Annotated in this window: 16 protein-coding genes; 3 read left to right on the top strand and 13 right to left on the bottom strand. The window is 65.3% G+C overall.

Features of this window, described 5'->3' with window-relative positions; all coding sequences use genetic code 11:
• Window positions 1–17: 17 nt before the first annotated feature.
• From MA07_RS24300 to MA07_RS24290, 3 genes are all read right to left on the bottom strand, one after another.
• Complete coding sequence (locus MA07_RS24300) at window positions 18–785, bottom strand: ABC transporter permease (RefSeq protein WP_036358196.1); 768 nt, start codon at window positions 783–785, stop codon at window positions 18–20.
• A gap of 7 nt (window positions 786–792) precedes the next feature.
• Window positions 793–1566, bottom strand: a complete 774-nt coding sequence (locus MA07_RS24295) for an ABC transporter ATP-binding protein (protein ID WP_200879430.1) — start codon at window positions 1564–1566, stop codon at window positions 793–795.
• 177 nt (window positions 1567–1743) lie between these two features.
• Window positions 1744–2739, bottom strand: a complete 996-nt coding sequence (locus MA07_RS24290) for an ABC transporter substrate-binding protein (RefSeq protein ID WP_244445345.1) — start codon at window positions 2737–2739, stop codon at window positions 1744–1746.
• A 361-nt stretch (window positions 2740–3100) separates the two neighbouring features.
• Between MA07_RS24290 and MA07_RS24285 the strand changes: the two genes are divergently transcribed.
• Window positions 3101–4090: a TerC family protein gene (locus MA07_RS24285; protein ID WP_244445344.1), complete on the top strand. Its 990-nt coding sequence runs from the start codon at window positions 3101–3103 to the stop codon at window positions 4088–4090.
• A gap of 55 nt (window positions 4091–4145) precedes the next feature.
• Here the strand turns inward: MA07_RS24285 and MA07_RS24280 are convergent, their stop codons facing one another.
• The gene (locus tag MA07_RS24280; RefSeq protein ID WP_036358187.1) at window positions 4146–4607 is read right to left on the bottom strand and encodes an Lrp/AsnC ligand binding domain-containing protein; all 462 of its coding nucleotides are present in this window, start codon (window positions 4605–4607) and stop codon (window positions 4146–4148) included.
• Between the two features lie 114 nt (window positions 4608–4721).
• Here MA07_RS24280 and putA point away from each other — a divergent pair, with 114 nt between their 5' ends.
• Complete coding sequence (gene putA / locus MA07_RS24275; protein WP_036358184.1) at window positions 4722–7820, top strand: bifunctional proline dehydrogenase/L-glutamate gamma-semialdehyde dehydrogenase PutA; 3099 nt, start codon at window positions 4722–4724, stop codon at window positions 7818–7820.
• Between the two features lie 125 nt (window positions 7821–7945).
• On the opposite strand, the gene MA07_RS24270 is transcribed toward putA, so the two are convergent.
• The 8 genes from MA07_RS24270 to MA07_RS24235 form a co-directional block, all read right to left on the bottom strand.
• Complete coding sequence (locus MA07_RS24270) at window positions 7946–8458, bottom strand: 2'-5' RNA ligase family protein (RefSeq protein WP_036358181.1); 513 nt, start codon at window positions 8456–8458, stop codon at window positions 7946–7948.
• A gap of 39 nt (window positions 8459–8497) precedes the next feature.
• Window positions 8498–8899: a F0F1 ATP synthase subunit epsilon gene (locus tag MA07_RS24265; protein WP_036358178.1), complete on the bottom strand. Its 402-nt coding sequence runs from the start codon at window positions 8897–8899 to the stop codon at window positions 8498–8500.
• Between the two features lie 108 nt (window positions 8900–9007).
• On the bottom strand, window positions 9008–10462 hold the full coding sequence (atpD, locus tag MA07_RS24260; protein ID WP_036358175.1) for a F0F1 ATP synthase subunit beta: 1455 nt from the start codon (window positions 10460–10462) through the stop codon (window positions 9008–9010).
• Between the two features lie 22 nt (window positions 10463–10484).
• The gene (locus tag MA07_RS24255) at window positions 10485–11357 is read right to left on the bottom strand and encodes a F0F1 ATP synthase subunit gamma (protein ID WP_036358173.1); all 873 of its coding nucleotides are present in this window, start codon (window positions 11355–11357) and stop codon (window positions 10485–10487) included.
• 52 nt (window positions 11358–11409) lie between these two features.
• The gene (atpA, locus tag MA07_RS24250) at window positions 11410–12939 is read right to left on the bottom strand and encodes a F0F1 ATP synthase subunit alpha (protein ID WP_036358169.1); all 1530 of its coding nucleotides are present in this window, start codon (window positions 12937–12939) and stop codon (window positions 11410–11412) included.
• On the bottom strand, window positions 12939–13511 hold the full coding sequence (locus MA07_RS24245; RefSeq protein WP_036358166.1) for a F0F1 ATP synthase subunit delta: 573 nt from the start codon (window positions 13509–13511) through the stop codon (window positions 12939–12941). The genes atpA and MA07_RS24245 overlap by 1 nt, the downstream gene beginning before the upstream one ends.
• 207 nt (window positions 13512–13718) lie before the next feature.
• Window positions 13719–14279 (bottom strand): histidine phosphatase family protein, encoded by a 561-nt coding sequence (locus MA07_RS24240; RefSeq protein WP_036358164.1) that lies wholly within the window; start codon window positions 14277–14279, stop codon window positions 13719–13721.
• 29 nt (window positions 14280–14308) lie between these two features.
• Window positions 14309–16471, bottom strand: coding sequence for a primosomal protein N' (locus tag MA07_RS24235; RefSeq protein WP_036358161.1), 2163 nt, complete (start codon window positions 16469–16471; stop codon window positions 14309–14311).
• Between the two features lie 56 nt (window positions 16472–16527).
• Between MA07_RS24235 and MA07_RS24230 the strand changes: the two genes are divergently transcribed.
• Window positions 16528–17520, top strand: a complete 993-nt coding sequence (locus MA07_RS24230) for a tyrosine recombinase XerC (RefSeq protein WP_036358158.1) — start codon at window positions 16528–16530, stop codon at window positions 17518–17520.
• A 725-nt stretch (window positions 17521–18245) separates the two neighbouring features.
• On the opposite strand, the gene MA07_RS24225 is transcribed toward MA07_RS24230, so the two are convergent.
• Window positions 18246–18872, bottom strand: a complete 627-nt coding sequence (locus MA07_RS24225; RefSeq protein WP_036358155.1) for a thymidine kinase — start codon at window positions 18870–18872, stop codon at window positions 18246–18248.
• Window positions 18873–18881 lie beyond the last annotated feature (9 nt).

Raw genomic sequence — 18881 nt, 5'->3', positions numbered from 1 at the left:
CGTGTGAGGTGTTTGCATCACGCCGCCATCTGCGAGCGCTGCGCCCAGCCGGTCATGGAGCGCTCCGCATAGGCCGTGATGGCGTACATGATGACGCCGAGCACCGCGAGCACCACGAGGGCGGCCCACACGAGAGGCACCTCGAAGGCGGCGGACGCACGCGTGAGCAGGTTGCCGATGCCCACATTCGACGCGTTCTGCTCGCCGATGACGGACCCCACATAGGCGAGCGTGATCGCCACCTTCAGCGAGCCGAAGAAATACGGCATGGCGCGCGGTACGCCGACCTTGAACACGATGTCCCGCTTCGAGGCGCCGAGGGCCCGCAGCACGTCCTCCATCTCGGGCTCCACCGTGGCGATGCCCGTCGCGACGTTCACCACGATGGGAAAGAACGAGATCAGGAATGCGGTCATCACCGGCGGCACCCAGCCGACACCGAACCAGAACACCAGGATCGGCACCACGGCGACCTTTGGGATCGAGTTGAAGCCGACGAGCAGCGGATAGGTGCCCGCATTGATGAGCCGCGAGGAGCCGAGCACCATCCCGAGCAGAAGGCCGAAGCCGACCGCGAGACCGAAGCCCGCGAGCGTCATCCAGAGGGTGTGCATGGCATGGTAGGTGAGCTGGTTCCGGTATTCCCACACGGCCCAGAGGATCGTCGAGGGTGCGGGCAGGATGAAGCTCGAGATCTTCAAGGTATGGCAGAGGATCTCCCACAGGGCAAAGAAGCCGACCGTGAAGACCCATGGCGCGAGGGCAAGCTTGTTCTTGGTTTTCATGGGTTCCTCAGGCCGCCTGGCGCGCCTGCGCGATGTGGCCGCGCAGCTCGTGAACGAGGGCGGAGAATTCCGGCGTGTAGGTGATCTCGAGGTCGCGCGGTCTCGGGAACTCCACCTCCCGCTCGGCGACGATACGCCCGGGCCGCGCGCTCATGCAGAAGATGCGGTCCGACAGGAACGCCGCCTCGCGCAGGTCGTGCGTGACGAGGATGATCGTGACCTTCTGGGCCGCATGCAGGTCGCGCATCACGCACCACAACTCCTCGCGGGTGAAGCTGTCGAGCGCGCCGAACGGCTCGTCGAGCATCAGGAGCTTGGGCTCGTGGATGAGCGCACGGCAGAGCGAGGCGCGCTGCTGCATGCCGCCGGAGAGTTGCCAGGGGAACTTGTCACCCTGCCCCTTCAGGCCGACCTGGGCGAGAAGGCTCTCGGCCTTGGCCACATACTCCGCCTTGTGGCGGCGCAGCCGGGAGCGATGCGGCTCCACGATTTCGAGCGGCAACAGGATGTTGTCGAGGGTGGTCCGCCAGGGCAGCATCGTGGGGTTTTGAAAGGCCATGCCAGCCAGTTTGACAGGAGCTCCCACTTCCTTGCCATCCACGATCACGGTTCCCTCACGGGGAAACTGCAATCCGGTGGCGAGCTTCATCAGGGTGGACTTGCCGCAGCCCGAGGGGCCGACGATGGCGGCGAACTCGCCCTCCTGCACCTTGAGATTCAGGTTCTGGACGGCCGGCAGACCGTCCTCGGCCCGCGCATAGACGTGGGTCACGTCGTGGATGTCGACGAAAGCAGACACAGAGCGCTCCGTGGTCTCACCCTCCCCTAGAGGGGGAGGGTCGGCCGTCAGGCCGGGGTGGGGTGAGTAGCGTGACCTTGCAGAACGTAGCATTTCCACCCCACCCCGCTCGCTTATGCTCGCGACCCTCCCCCCTCAAGGGGAGGGTAAGGGAGGATCTCAGTTCACCTTGCGCTGGTCGGCGGCCGGGAGGAACTGGTCCGTGAACACGTCCTCCACATTGGGCTTGGCCTTGTAGGTGAAGGTCAGGCCGATCTGTTCGAGGGCCTTGGCGAAGCGGGCCTTGTCGATGCCGCCGAAGCCGTTCTCCTTCACCCACGGGGTGATCATGTTCTGCTCCAGCACCATCTTGAGGCGCTCGAGCTCGACGTCCTTCTTGGCCACGTCGTTGCGCTTGATCACCGAGTCAACGGCGCTCGACGGATCCTTCACCGTGTCCTGCACGCCCTTCATGAAGGCACGCAGAAACCCCTTCACGGCCTCGGGCTTCTCCTGGGCGAATTTCTGCGACACGATGATCGTGTTGCCGTAGAGGTCCACGCCATAATCGCTCATGAGCATCACGACGATGTCGTCCGCCGGCACGCCGCGGGACTTCAGGTTGATGTAGGACGACATGGAGAAGCCGAAGACCGCATCGACTTCGCCTTGCGCCAGCATGGGCTCCCGGACCGGGAAGCCCACGTTCTCGAACTTCATGCTGGAGTCGTCGATCTTGTTCACGGCCTTGAAGATCGGCCATTGCGCATAGGCGCCGTCGGCGGCCGGCGCACCGAACTTCTTGCCCTGGAGGCTCGACACCTCCTTGCTGATGCCGCGGCTCTTGCGGCCGATGAGGGCAAAGGGCGGCCGGTCGTAGACCACCATCACGGCCTTGATGTCGGTGCCGGGATTCTCGTCGCGGAAGCGCACGAGGGAGTTCACGTCGCCAAAGCCCATGTCATAGGTGCCGGAGGCCACCCGGGAGATCGGCTCGCGGGAGCCTGCGGCCGGATCGATCGTGACATCGAGGCCTTCGGCCTTGAAGTAACCCTTGTCGAGGGCCACCGCGAAGGGCGCCGCCGGCCCCTCCCAGCGCCAGTCCAGGGAGAACCGCACGGGCGTCTGGGCCTGGGCAGCCGCGGACCCGAGCAGCACGGCGGCGCCTGCCAGCATTCCCCTGATCCATCCTGCCTTCATTGAACGATCCGCAAACATCACTGTCACCTCTGTTTTATGATTGTCCGGGCCTCATGACGCCCTTTTAAGCCGCCTGCCCTGTTCTTGACCATGCAAGCAGAAAGGAAGCGGGGGTCAAGTCTCTTGCCGCAGCATCCCTGCCGTTGGAACCGGCATCTGACAGAAAATTGAGCAAAAATTCCAGAAGCCGGGGCTCTTGACGGTCTCGGAGGCCCTCCCCACGTTGAACCTTATCGGCGACCGGGCCCCTCTGGCAGGACGCAACCGCGACTGCGATGTCGGAGCCGATGCTTGAACAGAAGCAATCAAAGGTCCGGTTATGCCAGAATTCCTGCTTATGGAATGGCTGGGAAAGCCCGTCTGGATGTGGACGGCCTTCCTGAGCCTTGTCGTTTTTCTCCTCGCCTTCGATCTCGGTGTCCTGAACAAAAAGGACAAAGAACTCGGCGTGAAGGAGAGCCTTCTTCTCTCTGCCTTCTATATCGGCATCGCGTGTGCTTTCGGTGCCTATATCTGGTGGTCGTTCGAGACCGGCCTCCTGGTGACCCAGGACGGCAGCCATGCGGGCATCTCCTACTTCACGGGCTTCTTCATCGAGAAGTCCCTGTCCATCGACAATGTCTTCGTGATCTCGCTGATCTTCAGCTACTTCGCGATTCCTCGAAAGTATCAGTACCGCGCTCTCGTGTGGGGCATTATCGGCGTCATCGTCCTGCGCGGCATCATGATCGCACTCGGCGCCGCCCTGGTGCAGGAATATGCCTGGATGCTCTACATCTTCGGCGCCTTCCTGATCGCCACGGGCATCAAGATGCTGATCGTGCCCGAGAGCGATCCCGATTTCGAGAAAAACCCGCTCGTTCGCTTCCTGCGCAACCACATGCGGGTGACGAACCGTCTGCACGAGCAGCACTTCTTCGTGCGCGAGCCGGACCCGAAGACCGGCAGGATCGTCACCTGGGCGACGCCGCTCTTCCTCGCCCTCGTGGTGATCAACGTCGCCGACCTGATCTTTGCGGTGGACTCGGTGCCGGCGATCTTCGCCATCACTACGGACACCTTCGTGGTCTACACGGCCAACATCATGGCGATCCTGGGCCTGAGGGCGCTCTACTTCGCGCTCGCCGCCATGGTGCACCGGTTCCACTACCTGAAGTACGCTCTCGCCCTGGTGCTCGTGTTCATCGGTGGCAAGATCTTCTGGAACCAGCTCGTGGGCAAGCTCGACCCCACCATCTCGCTCGGCGTGACCCTCGCGTTGATTGTGGGCGGCGTCGTCTTCTCCCTGTGGAAGACGAAAGACGAGCAGGAGGCCATTTCCGGCTGATGCCGTAAGGGATACTGAAAAAGGAAAAGGCGGCTCGAAGCCGCCTTTTTCATGTCTACACCGGCAGCATCCCGTCGCTTTTCACCTCCTCCATCACGGCATAGGTGCGGGTCTCCTTCACGCCCGGCAGGGCGAGAAGGATCTCTCCGAGGAAACGGCGATAGGCGGCCATGTCGGCCACCCGGGTTTTCACCAGATAATCGAAGCCGCCCGCCACCATGTGGCATTCCAGAACCTCCGGGGCGCGCTTCACCGCCTCGGCAAATTTCTCGAACACGTCGGGCGTCGTCTTGTCGAGGGACACCTCCACGAAGACCAGCAAACCCAGCCCGAGCCGGTGCGGGTCGAGCCTCGCCCCGTAGCCGGCGATGAAGCCCTCCCGCTGCAGGCGCTTCACCCGGTCGCCCGTGGAGGTGGGCGACAGCCCGACCTTTTCGGCCAGATCTACATTGGCAATGCGGCCATCGGCCTGAAGCGCCTTCAGAATCTTGCGATCGGTCCTGTCCAAATCCGTCATTATCGCGGCCTTCTACATTTTTCCCCGCGTTTCATAAGGCGATGTCAGCTATTTTGCCATCGAAGCACGGTCAGGGACCTCATATATTCCGGGAAACACCCAGAGGAAATCGCCATGACCCCTGCCCCCGGCACTGCCCTGCCTTTCAACCCGCCCTATGCGGAAGACGACAAGGCCATTGCGGCCCGCCTTCTCGCCAACTCCCGGCTGTCGCCCGAACGGGAGAAGCGGGTGGACGCGCAGGCCAGCCGCCTGATCGAGGCGATTCGCGCCAAGGGCGGCGGGCTCGGCGGCGTCGAGGAGATGCTGCGGGAATATGCGCTCTCCACCAAGGAGGGGCTCGCCCTCATGGTGCTGGCCGAGGCCCTGCTGCGGGTGCCGGATGCTGCCACCGCCGACCGCCTCATCGAGGACAAGCTGGGACAGGCGGATTTCGCCGGCCATGAGTCCAAGTCCGACGCCTTCCTCGTCTCGGCCTCGGCCTGGGCGCTCGGCATCACGGCGCGGGTCATCCAGCCCGGTGAGACGCCGGAGAGCATTCTGGGCCAGCTCACCAAGCGCCTCGGTCTCCCGGCGGTGCGCACCGCCACCCGTCAGGCCATGCGGGTGATGGGCAACCACTTCGTGCTCGGCCAGACCATCGAGGAAGCTTTGAAACGCGCCGGCTCGTCAAAGGGCCGCGTCTACCGCTATTCCTTCGACATGCTGGGAGAAGGCGCCCGCACGGCCGATGATGCGCGCCGCTATTTCGATTCCTATGCATCGGCCATCGATGCCATCGGCCGCTCCGCCGGCAACGAGCCCCTGCCGAACCGCCCCGGCATCTCGGTGAAGCTCTCCGCCCTCCACCCGCGCTACGAGGCCACGAGCCGGGAGCGGGTGATGCGCGAACTCGTGCCGCTGGTGATCGAGCTCGCTCGACAGGCCAAGTCCTATGATCTCAACTTCACCGTCGACGCGGAGGAGGCGGACCGGCTCGAACTGTCGCTCGAGGTGATCGAGGCCGTGCTGGCCGATCCGTCACTCGCCGACTGGAAGGGTTTTGGGCTTGCCATCCAGTCGTACCAGAAGCGCGCCGGGTCGGTGATCGATGCCATCGCGGCCATGGCGGAGAAGTACGACCGCCAGCTCATGGTGCGCCTCGTGAAGGGCGCCTATTGGGACACGGAGGTGAAGCGCGCCCAGGAGCGTGGGCTCGACGACTACCCGGTCTTCACCCGCAAAGCGATGACGGACCTGCACTACATGGCCTGCGCCGAGAAGATGCTGAGCCTCCGCCCGCGCATCTACCCGCAATTCGCCACCCACAACGCGCTGACCGTCGCATCCATCATCGAACGCGCCGGCGGCACGGAAGGCTACGAGTTCCAGCGCCTGCACGGCATGGGCGAGGCGCTCTACGGGCGTCTTCTGGAGGACAACCCCGGTCTCGCCTGCCGCGCCTATGCGCCGGTAGGCGGCCACCGCGATCTCCTGGCCTACCTCGTGCGCCGTCTCTTGGAGAACGGCGCGAATTCCTCCTTCGTGTCCGTGGCGGCTGATCCCAACGTGCCTGTCGAGGCGCTGCTGAAGCGTCCAGCCGACATCATCGTGTCCGCCGACAAGGCGCGTCATCCCAAGCTGCCCCTGCCGCGCGATCTTTATGGGCCCGAGCGCGCGAATTCACGGGGCGTGGAGTTCGGTCACCAAGCATCCCTCGATGCGCTTCTGGCGGAGATCAGGAAAAGCGGGCAGCAGAGCTTCAAGGCAGAAGCCCTGATCGACGGCAAGGCGGCCTCCGGAACATCACGGGCCATCGTCAGTCCCATCGATGGCAGCACCGTTGCGGGCCAGGTGACGGAGGCCTCGCCGGAGGTGGCGGAACGTGCCATGGTGGCGGCCCAGGCCGGTTTCACGAAGTGGAGCCGCACGGATGCGGACGCGCGCGCCAAGGCGTTGCAGCGCGCCGCCGACCTGCTGGAGGAGCGGCGCGGCGCGCTGCTGCACCTTCTGCAGATCGAAGCCGGCAAGACCCTCGACGATGCCCTCTCCGAAGTTCGCGAGGCGGTCGACTTCCTGCGCTACTACGCCATTCAGGGCCGCGCTCTCTTCGATGAAGGCGATCTCATGCCGGGCCCAACCGGCGAGAGCAACATGCTGCGCCTGCGCGGCCGCGGCGTGTTCGTGGCGATCTCGCCCTGGAACTTCCCGCTCGCCATCTTCCTCGGTCAGGTCAGCGCCGCTCTCATGGCCGGCAATGCGGTCGTGGCGAAGCCAGCCGAGCAGACGCCGCTGATCGCGGATCTTGCCGTGCGCATCCTGCACGAGGCCGGCGTGCCGAAGACCGCCCTTCATCTCGTGCCAGGTGACGGGCGTGTGGGTGCGCGCCTTGTGGAGCATGAAAGTGTGGCCGGCGTGGTCTTCACCGGCTCCACGGAGGTGGCGCGCATTATCAACCGGACGCTCGCGAACAAGGACGCGGCCATCGTGCCGCTGATCGCCGAGACCGGCGGCATCAACGCCATGATCGTCGACGCCACGGCCCTGCCCGAGCAGGTGGCGGACGACGTGGTGACCTCGGCCTTCCGGTCCGCCGGGCAGCGCTGCTCGGCGCTGCGGCTGCTCTGCGTGCAGGAGGACGTGGCCGACCGCATGATCGAAATGGTTGCCGGCAATGCACGCGAGCTGAAGCTTGCCGATCCGCGCGAGATCTCGGCCCATGTGGGCCCCGTGATCGACCGCGAGGCGAAGGACAAGCTCGACGCGCATATTGCCGACATGAAGCGGCAGGCGAAGGTGCATTATGCCGGGGAGGCGCCGGCGACCGGCACCTATGTGGCGCCGCACATCTTCGAGCTCAACAAGCCGCACGATCTCGCCCAGGAGGTGTTCGGCCCGGTGCTCCACGTGGTGCGGTATAAGGCCGGTCGCCTTGAGGAGGTGCTGCGAGCGATTGAGGGCACAGGCTACGGCCTGACGCTCGGCGTGCATTCGCGCATCGATGCCACGGTGGAGCGCGTGGTCGAGGCCCTGTCGGTGGGCAACGTCTATGTGAACCGCAACATGATCGGCGCCGTGGTCGGCGTGCAGCCCTTCGGCGGGCACGGGCTATCCGGCACAGGGCCCAAAGCGGGCGGTCCGCACTACCTCCTGCGCTTTGCCACCGAGCAGACGGTGACGATCAACACGGCCGCCGCCGGCGGCAATGCGAACCTGATCGCCATGGGTGAGTAGTGCTCCACATCCGGATCATTTGCTCGATCCAATCACCGGCTTTGTGCCGGTGATCCCGCTTGGAGAGGTGTAGCGTTTCACGGGATCGGGATGGCCGGCACAAGGCCGGCCGTGACCTGGGTAGGTTATCGCTCGAACACGAAGGTCCGCACCTTTTCCCAGGGCCCGCCGCGATACCACCACAGGTCCAGCCCCATTCCCGTGACCTCGAACGGCTGAAATCCTTCTCTCAAGTCGCCAAGCAGAGCCCTTGCTTGTGTTGGATCCACCTTATTCTGCACCGTTACATGCGGATTATGATTCTGCCGGTCCTGTGGCTTGAGCCAGTCGTTCCACCCTAACGCGAGATGACGACGCATCTTGTTCAGCTCGGAGGATTCGAGCGCATAGGCGACCCCGCGCCCGAGGGAGCGTAGGCCTGTCACGTCGAGCTTGAAAGGTTGTTGACCGGAGATCGCGGCCTCGATGTCGTGTTGGATAGCCGCAAGCTGCTCACCCGGTAGAGCATGAAACAGCGTCAGGTGTGCCGGGATGAAGTTGCGCCCTTTTGGGAAGTAGCGCCGTCGCTGCTCGTCGAAGAATGCGAAGGAGCGCTCGTCGAGCTGGAGCGTGAGGATGAGCGGTGCGGTCTTGTCCATGAAAGGAAAAACCCGGCTCGGGGCCGGGTTGTTTCAGGTTCAGAAGTTCAGCGCCGCCTTGGCTTCGCGCAACTGCGCGACGGCCGATTCTGCCGCGTGCTTGGCGGCCGGATCGTTGGTGGCGTCGTAGGCCATTTCGGCCTGGAGGATCTCGTGATCGAGGGTTTCCTGGGTCAGCTCCTCGGCCGGGAGAGCCCGCTCGGCCAGAACCGTAAGGCCGTTCTGGTTGATGTCGGCGAAGCCGCCACGCACCAGGATCCGCCGGCCGTTGCCGGGATTGCTGGTGATGACGAGGAACCCGGTCTTGAGCGCCGTCATGGTCGGCGCGTGGCCGGCCAGAACCGTCATGTCGCCTTCCGTGGCCGGCAGCACGACCGCATCCACGTCGCCGGAGAACAGCACGCGCTCAGGAGACACGAGTTCGAAATTGAAGGTAGCCATTGGAGCTCCTCGTCATCCCGATCATGATCGGGAGTCGTTTGGGAGATACGCTAGGACAAAGTCATCCCGGAGCGTGCGAGCACGGCTCCGGGATGGCATGAGCTTGAATTAGGCAGCTTCGGCCGCGAGGCGCTGGGCCTTCTCGACGGCTTCCTCGATGGTGCCGACCATGTAGAAGGCAGCCTCGGGGAGGTGGTCGTACTGGCCGTCGACGAGACCCTTGAAGCCCTTGATGGTGTCCTCAAGTGCCACGAGCTTGCCGGGCGAGCCGGTGAACACTTCCGCCACGTGGAACGGCTGGCTGAGGAAGCGTTCGATCTTGCGGGCGCGGGCGACGGTGAGCTTGTCCTCTTCGGAGAGCTCGTCCATGCCCAGGATCGCGATGATGTCCTGGAGCGCCTTGTAGCGCTGCAGCACCTGCTGGACCTGGCGGGCGGTGTTGTAGTGCTCCTCGCCGACGATGGCCGCCGAGAGCATGCGCGAGGTCGAGTCGAGCGGGTCCACGGCCGGGTAGATGCCCTTCTCGGCGATCGAACGCGACAGCACGGTCGTGGCGTCGAGGTGGGCGAAGGACGTGGCCGGCGCCGGGTCGGTCAGGTCGTCGGCGGGCACGTAGATGGCCTGAACCGAGGTGATCGAGCCCTTGGTGGTGGTGGTGATGCGCTCCTGCAGGGCGCCCATGTCGGTGGACAGGGTCGGCTGGTAGCCCACGGCCGAAGGAATACGGCCGAGAAGCGCCGACACCTCGGAGCCTGCCTGGGTGAAGCGGAAGATGTTGTCCACGAAGAACAGCACGTCCTGACCCTGGTCGCGGAAGTTCTCGGCGACCGTGAGGCCGGTGAGCGCGACGCGGGCGCGGGCACCCGGGGGCTCGTTCATCTGGCCGTACACGAGGGCGCACTTGGAGCCGGCAGCCGAGCCGCTCTCACGTGGGTCGACGTTCACCTTCGACTCGATCATCTCGTGATAGAGGTCGTTGCCCTCGCGGGTGCGCTCGCCGACGCCGGCGAACACGGAGTAGCCGCCGTGGGCCTTCGCGACGTTGTTGATGAGCTCCATGATGAGCACGGTCTTGCCCACGCCTGCGCCGCCGAAGAGGCCGATCTTACCGCCCTTGGCGTAGGGAGCGAGCAGGTCGACGACCTTGATGCCCGTCACGAGGATCTGACCCTCGGTGGACTGCTCGGCATAGGAGGGAGCCGGCTGGTGGATGGCGCGGGTGCTTTCGCCGACGATGGGGCCGGCTTCGTCGACCGGCTCGCCGATGACGTTCATGATGCGGCCGAGCGTGGCGGTGCCGACCGGCACGGAGATCGGGGCGCCGGTATCGGTGACCGGCTGGCCACGGACGAGGCCTTCGGAGGTGTCCATGGCGATGCAGCGCACGGTGCTCTCGCCGAGCTGCTGGGCCACTTCGAGCACGAGGCGGGTGTCGCCGTTCGTGGTCTCGAGGGCGTTCAGGATCTCAGGCAGGTGGCCTTCGAACTGCACGTCGACGACGGCGCCGATGACCTGGGTGATGTGACCGGTCGCCTTGCGGGCGGGGGTAGCGGTGTTGGCCATGATTGGCTCCTCTCGGATTTCGTCAGAGCGCCTCGGCGCCCGAGATGATTTCGATCAGTTCCTTGGTGATCATCGCCTGACGCGACCGGTTGTAGGTCATCGTCTGCTTCTTGATCATTTCGCCCGCGTTGCGGGTTGCACTGTCCATGGCGCTCATGCGGGCGCCCTGTTCGGAAGCGGCGTTCTCGAGCAGCGCGCGGAAGATCTGCACGGTGAGGTTCCGCGGCAGGAGCGTCGCCAGGATCTCGCCTTCCTCGGGCTCGTAGTCGTAGACCGCGTCGGACGATGTGCCGGAAGCCTCGATCTGCGCCGGGATGATCTGCTGCGCCGTCGGGATCTGGGCGATCACCGAGCGAAAGCGCGAGTAGAACAGGGTCGCCACATCGAATTCGCCGGCCTCGAAGCGGGCGAGGACCTTCTGGGCGATCATGTCGCCCTGCTCGAAGCCGAGCTGGCGCACGGAGCGCAGGTCGATGAGCTCGATGATCTGCTGGGCGAACTGGCGACGCAGAATGTCGTAGCCCTTCTTGCCGACGCAGATGATCTTGACCGTCTTGCCTTCGGCCATGAGCCGGTTGGCATGATCGCGGGCAAGACGCGCAATCGAGGAGTTGAATGCACCGCAGAGACCACGCTCGGCGGTGCAGACGATCAGCAGGTGAACGCGGTCGGAACCGGTTCCGGCGAGCAGGCGCGGCGTCTCGGGCCCGACGACGATGCCGGACGCGAGGTTGCCGAGCACCGAGGACATGCGCTCCGCATAGGGACGAGCGGCCTCCGCCGCGGTCTGCGCGCGGCGCAGCTTCGCGGCGGCCACCATCTGCATGGCCTTGGTGATCTTCTGCGTCGCCTTGACCGAGGCGATGCGGTTACGAAGGTCTTTTAAGCTCGGCATCGAGCGGCCCTACCCTCTCCGGAGTTCCGGCTGGATCTTACGAGAACGACGCTTACGAGAACGACTTGGCGAAGTTCTGGACGACGTCCTTCAGCTTCGCCTCGGAGTCGCTCGACAGGTCCTTCGACGTGCGGATGGCATCGAGGATATCGGCGTGCTTGCCGCGCAGGAGCGAGAGCAGACCGTCCTCGAACGCACGCACCCGGTTGAGGGGCAGGTTGTCGAGGTAGCCGTTCACGCCGGCGTAGATCACGGCGACCTGCTCTTCCATCTTCAGCGGCGAGAACTGCGGCTGCTTCAGGAGCTCGGTCAGGCGCGAACCACGGTTCAGCAGGCGCTGGGTGGTGGCGTCAAGGTCGGAGCCGAACTGGGCGAAGGCCGCCATCTCGCGGTACTGCGCCAGCTCGCCCTTGATCTTGCCCGCGACCTTCTTCATCGCCTTGGTCTGGGCCGAGGAGCCCACGCGTGACACCGAGAGACCGACGTTCACCGCTGGGCGAATGCCCTGGTAGAACAGGTCCGTCTCAAGGAAGATTTGGCCGTCGGTGATCGAGATCACGTTGGTCGGGATGTAGGCCGACACGTCGTTGGCCTGCGTCTCGATGACCGGCAGAGCGGTGAGCGAGCCCGCGCCCTGGCTGTCGTTGAGCTTCGCGGCGCGCTCGAGCAGGCGGGAGTGCAGGTAGAACACGTCGCCCGGGTAAGCCTCGCGGCCCGGCGGACGGCGCAGCAGGAGCGACATCTGACGGTAGGCGACAGCCTGCTTGGACAGGTCGTCGTACACGATCACGGCATGCATGCCGTTGTCGCGGAAGAACTCGCCCATGGCGCAGCCCGAGAAAGGCGCCAGGAACTGCATCGGAGCCGGGTCCGAGGCGGTGGCCGCGATGATGATGGAGTATTCCAGCGCGCCCTGCTCTTCGAGAACCTTCACGAACTGGGCGACCGTGGAGCGCTTCTGACCGACCGCGACGTAGACGCAGTACAGCTTCTGCGATTCGTCGTTGCCCTGGTTGAGCGGCTTCTGGTTCAGGATCGTGTCGAGCACGACGGCGGTCTTGCCGGTCTGGCGGTCGCCGATGATCAGCTCGCGCTGGCCGCGGCCGACCGGGATCAGGGCGTCGATGGCCTTGAGGCCCGTGGCCATCGGCTCGTGCACCGACTTGCGGGGAATGATGCCGGGAGCCTTCACGTCCACGCGGCGGCGCTCGGTGGACTGGATCGGGCCCTTGCCGTCGATGGGGTTGCCGAGCGCGTCGACGACGCGGCCGAGCAGGCCCTTGCCGACCGGCACGTCCACGATAGCGCCCGTGCGCTTCACGGTCTGGCCTTCGGCGATCTCACGGTCGGAGCCGAACACCACGACGCCGACGTTGTCGGTCTCGAGGTTGAGGGCCATGCCGCGCACGCCGCTCTCGAATTCGACCATCTCGCCGGCCTGAACCTTGTCGAGGCCATAGCAACGGGCGATACCGTCACCGACGGACAGAACCTGCCCGACTTCGGTGACTTCAGCTTCGGTACCGAAGTTCTTGATCTGCTCTTTGAGGATCGCGGAGATCTCAGCGGCTCGAATGTCCATCAGTGGACCTCTTTCATCGCTAGACGAATGGAATTGAGTTTGGTGCGCACCGAGGCATCCACCATGCGGGAGCCCATCTTCACGATGAGACCGCCGATGAGGCTCGGGTCGATTTTGACGTCGACAGCAACGTCAGCCTTGGCGACGTCGCGCAGCGCCGCCTTGATTTCGTTCAGAACGGTGTCGGAGGGAGCCTCCGCCAGGGTGACCTGCGCCCGAACGATGCCCTTCGCGTCGGACACCAGGTTCTGGTAGGCGCGGATCATGTCCGGCAGGGCGAAGAGCCGGCGCTTGGACGCCACGAGACGGATGAAATTGCCCGCAAGGCCGGACAAAGCAGCCTTGTCGAGAATGGCACCGATCGCGTTCGACTGCTCTTCAGCCGTGAAAATGGGGTTTGAGATCAGGCGCTGCAAGTCTTCGCTGCCGCGGATCAGCTGGTCAAAGCGGGCGAGATCGCCGGCGACAGCGTCCACCGCGTTCGCTTCGCGGGCGAGTTCGAACAGCGCCGAAGCATAGCGCAACGCTACGCCCGACAGGAGGGGTCCTTCTTGGGAACCGCTTTGCGCCACGTAACCGTCTCTCTTGTCATAACGGGCCTCGGACCGGGAAAGCCTGCGAACGCGGCATCCGGGAGACCCGTCAGGTGTGGAAATGAGCCCGGGACGGGAGCCTTCTCCGCCCGTCAGGCGAGGGTGCACTAGCATGGGTTTTTCTGAGGCGCAAGGCGAGCTGAGCCCTGTTCGTCCGGGAAAAACCGGGCGCCGGTCGGGCTGAGGCTAAAGTTCCAGGGTCGCGACTTCGCAGTTGGCCAGGAACCGCCCGGTGAGGCGGCTGAAGAAGGTGCCGTGGCCCACCACGGCGATCATGGCTTCCGGCCGCTCCGCCAGCCAGCCGCGGAACCGCTCGACCCGCTCCTCGAAAACATGGGCGGGCTCGTAGACGAAGCCCCGCTCGTTCACCTCGCCCTCGTTGTGCCACCAGACCTCGTCCAGGTGGCCGAAATGCAGGTGAGGGAAGTCCTGAGCCAGGTGGGAGACCGCCCGGCCCACGTCGCAGCTGCTCTCCAGGTGCTCCCGGTGGAGGCACTCCACCAGGATCGTCGGGGACGCGGGATGGGTCCCGAACAGCCCCATGGTGGTCTGGATCGCCCGGGTGAGCGGCGAGGTCACGACGAGCTCATAAGGGTGCTGGCGCAACTCCAGGGCGCGCTCGGCCACTTGGCTCCGGCCAAGCTCCGTCAGGGGGGCATCGAACTGCCCCGGGTCCTCCCCGTGCTCGGCCCAGTGGGCGTTGAAGGTGGATTGGCCGTGGCGGATGCAGTGGACGATCTTGGGCATGGTACCTGTCTCAATGATTATTGGGCTGATCACAAAAAGCTTTGGGGATCCACGTCGATGGAGACCCGCGTGTTGCCGCGGATCTTGGGGCAGCGGGCCATCCAGCCGCGCAGGTAACCCTGGAGGTCCACCTCCCGTTCGGTTTTGACCAGAAGCCGGAAGCGGTAGCGGCCTCGGATCAGGGCGAGCGGGGCCTCGGCGGGCCCGAGGACCGTGACCCCAGGGGTAGGCTCGGCCACCAGCGCCATGGCCCGGGCATGAGCCTCCGCCGCCTCGCGCTCGGCGGCCGAGACGATGAGGGAGGCCAGGCGCCCGAAAGGGGGCAGGCCCGCCATCTCGCGGACCCGGGTCTCCTCCTCGTAGAACCGCTCGGCGTCGCCCGAGATCAGGGCGGCGATCACCGGATGGTCCGGCTGCCAGGTCTGCACCAGGGCGCGGCCCGGCTTCTCGCCGCGCCCGGCCCGGCCCGTGACCTGCTGGAGCATCTGGAAGGTGCGCTCGGCCGCGCGCGGATCGCCGGAGGTGAGGCCGATATCGGCATCGAGCACGCCCACGAGGGTCATGAGCGGGAAGTTGTGGCCCTTGGCCACGAGCTGGGTGCCGATGACGATGTCGAACTCGCCCGCCGCGATGGCGGCAAGCTCCGCCCGCAGCCGCTCGGTGCCGCCGGGAAAATCGCTGGAGAGCACGATACAGCGCTTGTCCGGGAACAAAGCCGCCGCTTCCTCGGCGATCCGCTCGACGCCCGGACCGCAGGGCACCAGCGAATCGACGCTGCCGCATTCGACACAAGCCTGCGGCGTGCGCTCCACATGGCCGCAATGATGGCAGACCAGGGAGCGCCGGAACCGGTGCTCCACCAGCCAGGAGGAGCAGTTCGGACATTCGTATCGGTGGGCGCAAGCCCGGCAGAGGGTCAGCGGGGCATAGCCGCGCCGGTTGAGGAACAGCAGGGCCTGCTCGCCGCGAGCGACGGTGTCCTCGACGGACATCACAAGGGTCGGCGAGAGCCAGCGGCCTTTGGGGATGTCCTCCCGGCGCAGGTCCACGGCCCGGATCTTCGGCATGGAGCGGCCACCGAATCGTTCGGGCAGCTTCACATGGCGGTAGCGCCCGCGCTCCACATTGACCCGGCTCTCGATGGACGGCGTGGCCGAGGCCAGGATGACGGTGGCGTTCTCGATCTTGCCACGCACCACCGCCATGTCGCGGGCATGGTAATGCACCCCGTCGTCCTGCTTGTAGGCGGTCTCGTGCTCCTCATCGACCACGACCAGGCCAAGATCGGCGTAAGGCAGGAACAGGGCCGAGCGGGCGCCCGCCACGACCTTCACCTCGCCCGAGGCAATGGCTGCATAAAGCCGCTCGCGCCTGCGGCCCGTGACCCCGGAATGCCAGGTGGCGGGCTTGACGCCGAAGCGGGCGGCGAACCGGTCGAGGAACTGGGCGGTAAGGGCGATTTCCGGCATGAGGATCAGGGCCTGCCGGCCATGGCGCAAAGCCTCGGCCACCGCCTCGAAATAGACCTCCGTCTTGCCGGAGCCCGTGACGCCCTCCAAAAGGATCACAGGCGGATGCTCCTCGCCCATGGCAGCGACGAGTTCCTGCGCCGCCTCGCCCTGCCCGTCCGAGAGAGCGGTGTTGCCGAAGGCAGGATTGGGCATCTCGGCCACCGGCTCGGCCAGGAGGGTCACCGTCTCAAGCGTCCCCTCGTCGATCAGCCCGTCGATGACGCCGTTGCTGACACCCGCCGCATGGGCAAGCTCGCTTTTGAGCCGCACGACCCCATCCTGGGCAATCTCGACCACCTTCTGCCGCGCGGGGGTCATGCGCTTCGGCAGAGCGCCCGCCATCTTCACACCGACCCGGGCGACTTCCTGCCGGTCAGCGTCGGGGATCTTGAGGCCCATGGCGAGCGCCGAGCCCTTGGGCGCCAGGGTGTACCAGGCGATCCAGTCGAGGAACTTGCGCATCTTCGGCGAGAGATTCGGCGCGTCGATGAGGCCTGAGACCTTCTTCAGGTTGCCGCCCTGCCCTTCGCGCATGGACCAGACGACGCCTGCCACTTCGCGGTTGGCGAGCGGCACCTGCACCACGTCGCCCTCCTCAAGGCCGAGGCCGTCCGGCACGGCATAGGAATAGGCCGTGTCCAGCGCCAGCGGGATGAGGACATCGGCAATGCGGCTTGTCATTGGATAAGAGGTTAACCTGTGGCTGTTAGGGTTCTGCCCTTGCATAAATGGGACTCATGTCAAGCAGCGCCACGCCAAATGCACTCGATCTTGTCCTGCCCGGCGCGGACGACACCCGCCGGGAGGCGATGACGTGGCTCGCTTCGCTCGCCAAGGAGCGGCGCCTGTCGGCAAAAACCGTCGAGGCCTATGCGCGGGACCTGCGCCAGTTCCTGGTCTTTCTGACGAACCATCTCGGCGAGCCGCCGAGCGTCAAAGGCATCCTGGGCCTGAAGCCTCTCGACATCCGCGCGTTCCTGGCCGCCCGGCGGATGAATTCCGTGGGGAGCCGGTCCCTCATGCGCCAGCTGGCGGCGCTGCGCTCCTTCGCCCGGCACCTGGAGCGGGAGGGATTCGGGACCGCTTCGGCCTTTGCGGCGATTCGCACCCCGAAGGTGGAGAAGAACCTGCCGCGCCCGCTCTCCGCCTCCTCGGCGGTGGCCGTGACGGATGCGGAGACCCGGGCGTCCGAGAACCGCAAGCCCTGGATCCTGGCCAGGGACGCGGCCGTGCTGTCGCTGCTCTACGGAGCCGGGCTGCGCATTTCCGAGGCGCTCGGCCTGCAGCGGCGGGACGCGCCCATCAACGGGCTCGACGCTATCACCGTCACCGGCAAAGGGGCTAAGGTGCGCAGCGTGCCGGTGATCCCGCCGATCCAGCGGGCGGTGGAGGAGTACCTGGCGCTCTGCCCCTACGCGATCCCGCCCGAGGGGCCGCTCTTCGTCGGGGCCCGCGGCGGGCCGCTCTCGCCCCGGATCATCCAACTGGCCGTTGAGGAGCTGCGCGGCGCCCTGGGGCTGCCCGACAGCGCCACGCCCCATGCCCTGCGCCACTCCTTCGCCACGCATCTGCTGGCCAAGGGAGGCGACCTGCGCGGCATCCAGGAGCTCCTGGGCCACGCCTCGCTCTCGACCACGCAGCTTTACACGAAGGTGGATGCGGCCCGGCTGATGGACGCGTTCAATGCGGCGCATCCGAGAGCCAGGGTGAAGCAGGGGTTTGAAGGATAGCGTCATCCCGGACTAGCGGAGCGGGATGATCGCCAGAATCGAGCGCCTGAACTTCAACTGTCATCCCCGCGCAGGCGGGGATCCAGAACCGCCGGACATGTCAAGAAGGGCGATCGGGCTTAAGCCTCGTTCAATATGGTTAGTGGTTATGGATCCCGGGCTCGGCTGCGCCGCCCCGGGATGACAGGGCTGGACTGGTTTGCCCGATCCCGGATCGGCTTTGCCGTCCGGGATGACGCTGGTGGTGATTTGTCAAAGAGCCAGCACCTGTGGGCCCGCAGCGTGAGCTGCGAGCCTGAAGGTGTGTCGAGGGTGGCGCGTCGGGCAGCCCGGCTCGATGCTATGGTGTGGAAGGTGAGAGCCAAGCTGCTCGTCACGCACGGTTTGTTTCAGCGGACCTGGATCAAGCCAGGATCGGCCACCCGCGATCACAGGTTTGCGAGACCTGCGGCGGGACCGCTCCTTGCCCCGCATCTGCGACGCCTCGCGAGCGCGCCCCTCGTCGGGCGAGGATGTCCATAGCTATAGCCCAGCTTAGGACCAAAATCAAGAACAAAATGAGAACATACTTTCACCCTCACTGCGTCATGGCCGGGCTCGTCTCGGACATCCACATCTGCAGCCGCCGCAAAGACATGGATCCCCGGAACAAGTCCGGGGATGACGTGGAGGATGGCACAGTTGGGAGCAGGGCTCGTCTCAAAGACGATCGACGAGAATCGAGCTTATTCCGCAGCGACGACGGCCTCGGCCAGCAGCTGCCGTGCGGCAGGCCCGATGTCTCCCGCGGTCCAGTGCGGGCGGCAGACGGACACGTAGCGTCCCTCGCCGCCGATCTCGACCACGGGACCCGAGCGCACAGCCTCGCCGTTACGGTCGTATTTCAGGATCATCGTGGCCTTGCGGCCGCAATGGCAGAGCTGCTTGATTTCCTGAAAATCCTGCGCCAGCGCCATCATGGCGATGATCGCGTCGCTGAACAGGGTGCCGTAGACATTGTTCTTCAGCCCGTAGGCCATGACGGGCACGTTCAATTCGTCCACGATCCAGGCCAGCTGGCGGACCTGATCGGCGGTCATGAACTGGACTTCATCGACCAGCACCACCGTGACCGGCTTCTTCGCATGCTCGGCCGCCACGATGGCACCGATATCGTCGATCTTCCGCAAGGGAATCGCATCGGCCTCAAGGCCGATGCGCGACTTCACCTTGCCGACGCCGAAACGGTCGTCGATCAGGCTGGTGAACAGCAGCACGTTGCCGCCGTTCTCGATGTAATTGTAGCGAACCTGCAGGAGATGGGTCGTCTTGCCTGCATTCATCACCGAGTAGATGAAGTGGAGCTTTGCCATCTCACCATC

The organism is Microvirga sp. BSC39, from assembly GCF_000739015.1.
GTDB lineage: Bacteria > Pseudomonadota > Alphaproteobacteria > Rhizobiales > Beijerinckiaceae > Microvirga.
The sequence above is the reverse complement of the archived record's forward strand: the minus strand, read 5'-3'. Positions and strand labels throughout refer to the sequence as shown.

Bases quoted from the DNA above. Each gene is read 5' to 3' on its own strand.
- MA07_RS24290 (WP_244445345.1), bottom strand. From the start codon at position 2,739: ATGCTGGCAGGCGCCGCCGTGCTGCTCGGGTCCGCGGCTGCCCAGGCC.
- MA07_RS24235 (WP_036358161.1), bottom strand. From the start codon at position 16,471: ATGACAAGCCGCATTGCCGATGTCCTCATCCCGCTGGCGCTGGACACG.
- MA07_RS24300 (WP_036358196.1), bottom strand. From the start codon at position 785: ATGAAAACCAAGAACAAGCTTGCCCTCGCGCCATGGGTCTTCACGGTC.
- putA (WP_036358184.1), top strand. From the start codon at position 4,722: ATGACCCCTGCCCCCGGCACTGCCCTGCCTTTCAACCCGCCCTATGCG.
- MA07_RS24285 (WP_244445344.1), top strand. From the start codon at position 3,101: ATGGAATGGCTGGGAAAGCCCGTCTGGATGTGGACGGCCTTCCTGAGC.
- atpA (WP_036358169.1), bottom strand. From the start codon at position 12,939: ATGGACATTCGAGCCGCTGAGATCTCCGCGATCCTCAAAGAGCAGATC.
- MA07_RS24270 (WP_036358181.1), bottom strand. From the start codon at position 8,458: ATGGACAAGACCGCACCGCTCATCCTCACGCTCCAGCTCGACGAGCGC.
- atpD (WP_036358175.1), bottom strand. From the start codon at position 10,462: ATGGCCAACACCGCTACCCCCGCCCGCAAGGCGACCGGTCACATCACC.
- MA07_RS24280 (WP_036358187.1), bottom strand. From the start codon at position 4,607: ATGACGGATTTGGACAGGACCGATCGCAAGATTCTGAAGGCGCTTCAG.
- MA07_RS24255 (WP_036358173.1), bottom strand. From the start codon at position 11,357: ATGCCGAGCTTAAAAGACCTTCGTAACCGCATCGCCTCGGTCAAGGCG.
- MA07_RS24225 (WP_036358155.1), bottom strand. From the start codon at position 18,872: ATGGCAAAGCTCCACTTCATCTACTCGGTGATGAATGCAGGCAAGACG.
- MA07_RS24265 (WP_036358178.1), bottom strand. From the start codon at position 8,899: ATGGCTACCTTCAATTTCGAACTCGTGTCTCCTGAGCGCGTGCTGTTC.
- MA07_RS24230 (WP_036358158.1), top strand. From the start codon at position 16,528: ATGTCAAGCAGCGCCACGCCAAATGCACTCGATCTTGTCCTGCCCGGC.
- MA07_RS24240 (WP_036358164.1), bottom strand. From the start codon at position 14,279: ATGCCCAAGATCGTCCACTGCATCCGCCACGGCCAATCCACCTTCAAC.